Genomic DNA, 6,789 nt, shown 5'->3' on the forward strand with positions numbered 1-6,789 from the left:
AATGCAATGTTGTGGAGGACAGGGACCGCAGGCCCCAAATGAAATCACTTCCAATTTTGACCTGAACCTGCTGGCCCCCGTGCTGAAAAAGTACGGTCAGAAGCCGGGCAGCCTCATTACAATTCTTCAGAAGGCGCAGGAGATCTACGGCTATCTGCCCATGGATGTATTAGACTACATCGCGGCTCAAACCGGTATTAAACCACCCAATGTCTATGGAGTGGCCACTTTCTATACCCAGTTTCGCCTTAACCCGGTGGGTGAATACTTGATCATGCTCTGCATGGGAACGGCCTGTCATGTAAATGGTGCCGGTGCCATTGAAGATGCCATTTGTGACGAACTGAAAATTCAGGACGGCGAAACCACCGCCGACAATCTCTTTACATTGAACAATGTTGCCTGTTTAGGATGTTGCAGTTTATCACCTGTTATGATGATCAATGGTGAAACTTACGCCAAACTGACCCCGGAGAAAACTCGCAAAATTCTCAGGGATCTGCGCAAGCAGCATCAGCAGCAGGAAAAGGAGGCGACCTCATGAGAATCGTTGTGGGACAAGGCAGCTGCGGTATTGCCGCCGGTGCCGGAAAAGTCAGTGTTGCATTCCAGGAGGCACTCTCCCAGACAGATGCCCCTGTTTCCCTGGAGCTTACAGGCTGCTGTGGCACCTGTTACCTGGAGCCTGTGGTGGATGTTTATGACAGCCATCATGAAAAAACCACCTTTGTGTTGGTAACCCCTGAAATGGTGGATGAAATCATCGATTTTACCCTTACCGGCAAACAGCCGGCATCAGGTCATCTCATGAGCGAAGAAGACCTGACCGCTCAGGCAAAACAAAAAAAAGTGGCCCTGCGCAATGCCGGGTCCATTAATCCGGAAGACATCAATGATTACCTGGCTATTGACGGTTACAAGGCCATTGAAAAAGCGCTAAAAACTATGACGCCGGTTCAGGTGATTGAGGAGATCAAAATTTCCGGTCTCCGCGGCCGGGGAGGGGCTGGATTTCCTACCTGGTTTAAGTGGAATGCCGCTTATCAGCAAAAGGAAACCCCCAAATACATGGTCTGTAATGCCGACGAAGGTGACCCGGGAGCTTTCATGGATCGAAGCATTCTGGAAGGTGATCCCCATGGAGTCATTGAAGGTATGATGATTGGCGGTTACGCAATGGGTGCCAGTGAAGGCATTTTCTATGTGCGGGCTGAGTATCCCCTGGCCATCAAGCGACTTGAAAAGGCTATTGAGCAAGCCAGAGAAAAGGGCCTCCTGGGGAAAAACATCATGGGTTCAGGCTTTGACTTTGATCTCTGGATCAAAGCTGGTGCGGGTGCATTTGTCTGTGGTGAAGAAACCGCCCTCATCGCTTCCCTAGAAGGGGAACGAGGCATGCCCCGGCTGAAGCCGCCTTTCCCGGCTCAAAAAGGATTCTGGCAAAAACCAACCAATATCAATAACGTGGAAACTTTGGCCAATGTTCCCTGGATTTTCCGCAACGGCGGTGCCGCCTTTGCCGCCATGGGCACTGAAAAAAGCAAGGGTACCAAAGTGTTCGCCCTGACAGGCAAGATTAAAAAAGGCGGTCTGGTGGAAATTCCCATGGGCCTGACCCTGCGGGAAGTCATCTACGACATTGGCGGTGGCATCCTTGATGACAAAAGCTTTAAAGCCGTTCAAATGGGAGGTCCCTCCGGCGGATGTATTCCGGCCCAGCTGCTGGACACCCCAGTGGACTATGAATCCATCACCCAGACAGGGGCCATTATGGGTTCCGGCGGGATGGTCGTCATGGACGAAACCACCTGCATGGTGGAAATGGCCCGTTTCTTCCTGGATTTCACCCGAAAGGAATCCTGTGGCAAATGCATCCATTGCCGCATGGGCACCAAACGCATGCTGGAAATTCTGACCCGCATTACGGAAGGCAAGGGCAAAGACGGCGACATTGAGCTTCTGGAGGAGTTATGTGAACGGGTGAAGGAAGGCTCTCTTTGTGCTTTGGGCGGCACTGCTCCCAACCCGGTACTGACCACATTGAAATACTTCCGCCACGAATACGAGGCACACATCCATGATCGCAAGTGCCCTTCTCACCAGTGTAAGCAGCTGCTCACCTACACCATTTCGGAAGCTGCCTGTAAAAAATGTGGGATCTGTGCCAAGAACTGCCCCACCGATGCCATCACCGGCAGCAAGACCGAGGTGTATGTTATTGACCAGGCACTGTGTATCCAGTGCGGCAAGTGTAAAACCGTCTGCCCCTTCAAGGCAGTGGACGTGGACTAAAGAAAGAGGGGTGAAAACATGTCTGAACTGAGACTAAATATAAATGGAAAAGAAGTCACCGGTCGCCGCGGCCAGACTATTTTGGAAGTGGCCCGGGAAAATGACATCAGCATTCCCACACTTTGCTATGACGACCGCATGAAAATATATGGCTCCTGCGGCCTCTGTGTGGTGGAAGCAGAAGGGATTCCCAAACTGCTGCGGGCCTGTGCCACTGAAATCAGCCCGGATATGGTGATCAAAACCAACACCGAAAAGCTGAAAGCCAACCGAAAAATTGCTCTTGAACTGCTATTGTCCGACCATACCGGCGATTGCCGCCCTCCCTGTGTGCTGGCCTGTCCTGGCAAAACCGACTGCCAGGGTTATGTGGGACTCATCGCCAACGGTGAACACAAGGAGTCACTGAAGCTCATTAAAGAACAGCTGCCTTTGCCCGCTTCCATTGGCCGGGTGTGCCCTCACCCCTGTGAGGACGAGTGCCGCCGGCAACTGAAGGATGAACCCATTGCCATCGCCTGGCACAAGCGGTTTGTAGCAGATCTGGATCTTCAGGACCCTGAAGCATTCATGCCTGAACTTAAACCGGCCACCGGCAAAAGCGTCGCCATTGTGGGCGGCGGCCCCGGGGGCTTATCCACTGCCTATTATCTGCTCACCCAGGGCCATGCCGTCACCATTTACGACATGATGCCGGAAATGGGGGGTATGTTAAAATACGGAATTCCTCAGTACCGCCTGCCCAAGGAAGTGCTGAATCAGGAAATTGCCGTGATTGAAAAAATGGGTGCCCGCATGGTGAATAACGTACGGGTGGGAGAACATATCACCCTGGATTACCTGCGCAGTCATTTTAACGCTGTTTATCTTTCCATCGGTTGCTGGGAGAGTTCTCCCATGCGCTGCCCCGGCGAAGAGCTGGAAGGCGTCATGGGCGGCATTCATTTTCTCCGCAATGTGGTGGAAAACCGACCCACCCACATCGGCCAGCGCGTGGCTGTGGTGGGCGGCGGCAACACCGCCATGGACGCCTGCCGAACCGCCATCAGGCTGGGAGCCAAAGAAGTGATCAATCTTTACCGCCGCACCCGGGAAGAAATGCCCGCTGAAGAAATCGAAATTGTGGAGGCTGAAGAAGAAGGCGTTACCTTCAAGTTTCTGGTGAGTCCCATTGAAGTGCTGGGTGAAAACGGCAAAGCCACCGCCATCCGACTTCAGAAAATGGAGCTGGGAGAGCCGGATGCCAGCGGTCGGCGACGTCCGGTACCCATTGAGGGTGCTGAAGAGATCCTGGAAGTTGACTCCATCATCGTGGCCATCGGCCAGTATGTCAACCTGGATGGGTTCGAAGAGATCGACAAAACCAAGTACAGCACCATTTCTGTTGACCCAAAAACTTTCTCCACCAGCCTTCCCGGTGTCTTTGCCGGGGGCGATGCCATCAATGATAACCTGAAGATTGCCATTCAGGCCATTGGCGATGGTAAAAATGCCTATAAAATCATCGACGGTTATCTCAATGGCGTGGATATCACCTACAAAGCACCTTATCTGGTCACCCGGGATGATGTGACTGCCGAAGAGTTTGAAGACCGCCCCACCGCCAAGCGCTCCCATATGGGACACCTCTCTCCTGAAGAACGACGGGACAACTTTAAAGAGGTGGTGCACGGCTTCACACCTGAAGAGGCCATTGCCGATGCGAATCGCTGCCTGGAATGCGGTTGCCATGATTATTTTGAGTGCAAGCTCATTGACTATTCCAATCAGTATGAGGTGGAACCGGAACGACTGGCGGGAGAAATGCATCACCGCATTGTCGAAGATTCCCACCCCTTTATTCACCGCAACCCGGACAAGTGCATTCTTTGCGGTCTGTGCGTCCGCGTCTGTCATGAAGTCATGGATGTCACCGCCCTTGGGCTGGTGGACCGGGGCTTTGATGCGGTGGTGAAACCCGCCATGGACCGCCCGCTGAAAGAAAGCGACTGTATTTCCTGCGGCCAGTGTGTTTCTGTATGCCCCACCGGTGCATTGCAGGAAAAACTTCTGCTGGAAAAATCTGTTCCAGTGGAGACACATACCACCGACACCCTCTGCAGTTACTGCAGTGTGGGCTGCCAGACCCGCCTGGAAACCAAAGGCGGCATGGTGGTGCGCTCCTTGCCCATCAGCGGAAATCCGGTGGATGGCGGTCTCCTCTGTGTGAAAGGTCGTTTTGGTTACGATCTGGCACAACGCCAGGAGCGTCTCACCACTCCCCTTATCCGTAAAAACGGCCGTTTAGAGGAAGCCACCTGGGAAGAAGCCCTGCTGCTGGTGGCCAAAAAAGCCCAGGGATTCGCCTTCCAGGAAGGCTCTGACTCGGTGGGAATCGCTGTTTCCGACACATGGACCAATGAAGACATCTTCGCCGTAAAACGCTTTGCCGAGGATGTGATGAAGACACCTCACCTCTTCTCTCTCAACAACACCGCCGCCGGCATCGGTGACGTGCTGGGATTGGACGCTTCTCCCAACACACTGACCGAATTGCTGCGCACGGAAGTCATTCTCCTGGTGGGTTCTGCTGTGATGCGTGACCACGCCATTGCCGGACTTAAAATCAAGGAAGCCGTTCAGGAGCATGGTGCCAAACTGGTTACCATCAACCCCTGCACCACCAAGGCCGATGAATGGGCATCCCTGACCATCCAGCCTGAAAACCAGGTAACCTTCCTTAAGGAAATGGCGGCGGCCCTGTTGGAATCCGGCAAATCACCCGCCAAAGCCGACGGACTGGAAGCACTGAAGGCCAGCTTGGCCGGCCTCACCATCAGTGACGCTGCCAGAGAAGCCGCCGCTCTTTACGGTAATGCCAAAACAGGTATGATTGTTTTTGATCAAAAGGCGCTCTCACCGGAAGCCGCCCAAATGCTGGCCAACCTGGCGGTCATTTCTGGCCATATCGGCAAACCCCGCCGGGGCGTGATTCAGCTGAAACCAGGCAGTAACAGCCAGGCACTCAGCCTCATGAACATCACCGGTGATGCCCGCAACCTTGAATCCCTGCTGGCTGAGAAGACACTCAAAGCCTTGCTTGTCTTTGGAGAGGATTATCCCCAGGAGTCACTGAAATCGCTGGAGTTCCTGGCAGTCATGGACACCCATCTCACCCCCACTGCCCAAATGGCTCAGGTGGTGCTGCCGGCGGCCTCCTTTGCTGAATCACAGGGTACCTATACCAGCCTGGAACGGCGCATTCAACCCCTGGTTCAGGCTCTCAAACCCCTGGCAGGCCTGGAAAACTGGCAGGTCATTGCCCGGCTGGCGGCTGTTCTGCGGATGCCTTTGGGGTATGAATCCATGGCCGATGTGGCCCGGGATCTTGGCACTACTCAGGACGGTTATGATCAGGTGCACCAGCTGCAGGCATCTGATGCTTACTGGCCTCTGGGGCAGAACCCGATGCTCTACGACAGCGGCTTCGCCTTTGAGGACGGCCTGGCCCGCCTGGCCGTGGTGGCAGATGCCCCCCTCTTTGTGGACTCACCTTCCACGCGCTATGTGAACCGCCGTTTCTCAGATTATCTGGCTCAGGAAGGTCTGGATCGCTGCTGAGTTTCAACATTAGCCAGCTGCCGCCTTTCTGAACATTAACCAACCAAAAACCGCCTCCATCTTTCAATGATATGCTCCCCATTAAGTAGACTCTTGAAATAAAATTTCAAGTCTGCACAAAGGGGAGCTTTCTAATGCGAAAAAATACGATTGGCCTACGATAAAAATAGAAGCTGTTAAGAAATGCAAAAATCGAGAGGGCAGTTACCAAAATATTGCTGAAGCATATGGAGTCGATTGGTGCGAGCACCTTGGGGGTCATGGCGGCAATGGGCGTGGCTGCCACTGTCAAACGACCCATGGGCATACCTGCGTTAAGGGCTGCCTGACCAGAGGAGGGGGTATGTAGGGTTATTGTACCGGGAAGAAAACCACCTGCCGCTGCAGGGCAGGTACCGACAGGTGGTCTTTTCATTTCATGGAGGTGAAACGGGGAGGGACTAGCTTTTCACCGGTGCTCACTGCCAGTTTATGATTGATTCTTGTTCGTTTCCATTAAAGTAACTAACAACGGTTCTAGTTCTTCCATCATTTACATAATGAAGTATTTGAAAGTTATCAGCCATCCCCACTGCCCAATCACATTTCAGTGCACCAGAGATATATATTGTTTCAACGTAATCCATGGGTATAGAACTCACAGATTTGAATTCGTATTCAGCCAAATCACCACCACCAGGATTGTAATCGTAGCCGTAAGAAGCCCAGCCTCCCCCTGTTGAATTATTATAGTTGACACTTCCAGCTCGCCAATTACATCCACTTGGAGTTTTCGGAAAATATATGTATATTTTGTTACCTATCATTTGCATATTATCAACGACTGCTTTATGAAAAGCCAGTGATGATTCCCGCTTCATTCGAGTTACCCCGTCAGCAATCATGGACTGATCACCT

5 protein-coding genes are annotated in these 6,789 nt (G+C 52.8%); 3 read left to right on the plus strand and 2 right to left on the minus strand.

Annotation, left to right across the window (positions count from 1 at the left end; genetic code table 11):
- Position 1 precedes the first annotated feature (1 nt).
- Genes nuoE through AAIG11_RS12540 form a run of 3 tightly spaced genes read left to right on the plus strand, consistent with a single transcriptional unit; the run spans position 2 to position 5,892 of the window.
- Positions 2–544 (plus strand): NADH-quinone oxidoreductase subunit NuoE, encoded by a 543-nt coding sequence (gene nuoE / locus AAIG11_RS12530; protein ID WP_283410467.1) that lies wholly within the window; start codon positions 2–4, stop codon positions 542–544.
- Positions 541–2,292 carry an NADH-quinone oxidoreductase subunit NuoF gene (gene nuoF / locus AAIG11_RS12535; RefSeq protein WP_343186581.1) on the plus strand — a complete coding sequence of 584 codons (1,752 nt, stop codon included), beginning with the start codon at positions 541–543 and terminating at the stop codon, positions 2,290–2,292. Before nuoE ends, nuoF begins: the two co-directional genes overlap by 4 nt.
- A gap of 18 nt (positions 2,293–2,310) precedes the next feature.
- Complete coding sequence (locus tag AAIG11_RS12540) at positions 2,311–5,892, plus strand: molybdopterin-dependent oxidoreductase (RefSeq protein WP_343186582.1); 3,582 nt, start codon at positions 2,311–2,313, stop codon at positions 5,890–5,892.
- 106 nt (positions 5,893–5,998) lie between these two features.
- Here the strand turns inward: AAIG11_RS12540 and AAIG11_RS12545 are convergent, their stop codons facing one another.
- Both AAIG11_RS12545 and AAIG11_RS12550 read right to left on the minus strand, forming a co-directional pair.
- A complete protein-coding gene (locus AAIG11_RS12545) occupies positions 5,999–6,307 on the minus strand; it encodes a hypothetical protein (RefSeq protein ID WP_343186583.1) in 309 nt (102 codons plus the stop codon).
- A 43-nt stretch (positions 6,308–6,350) separates the two neighbouring features.
- The coding region (locus AAIG11_RS12550) for a hypothetical protein (protein ID WP_343186584.1) at positions 6,351–6,789 on the minus strand (439 nt) is incomplete at its 5' end.

It is taken from the genome of Anoxynatronum sibiricum (assembly GCF_039414295.1).
Taxonomy (GTDB): domain Bacteria; phylum Bacillota; class Clostridia; order Peptostreptococcales; family Tindalliaceae; genus Anoxynatronum; species Anoxynatronum sibiricum.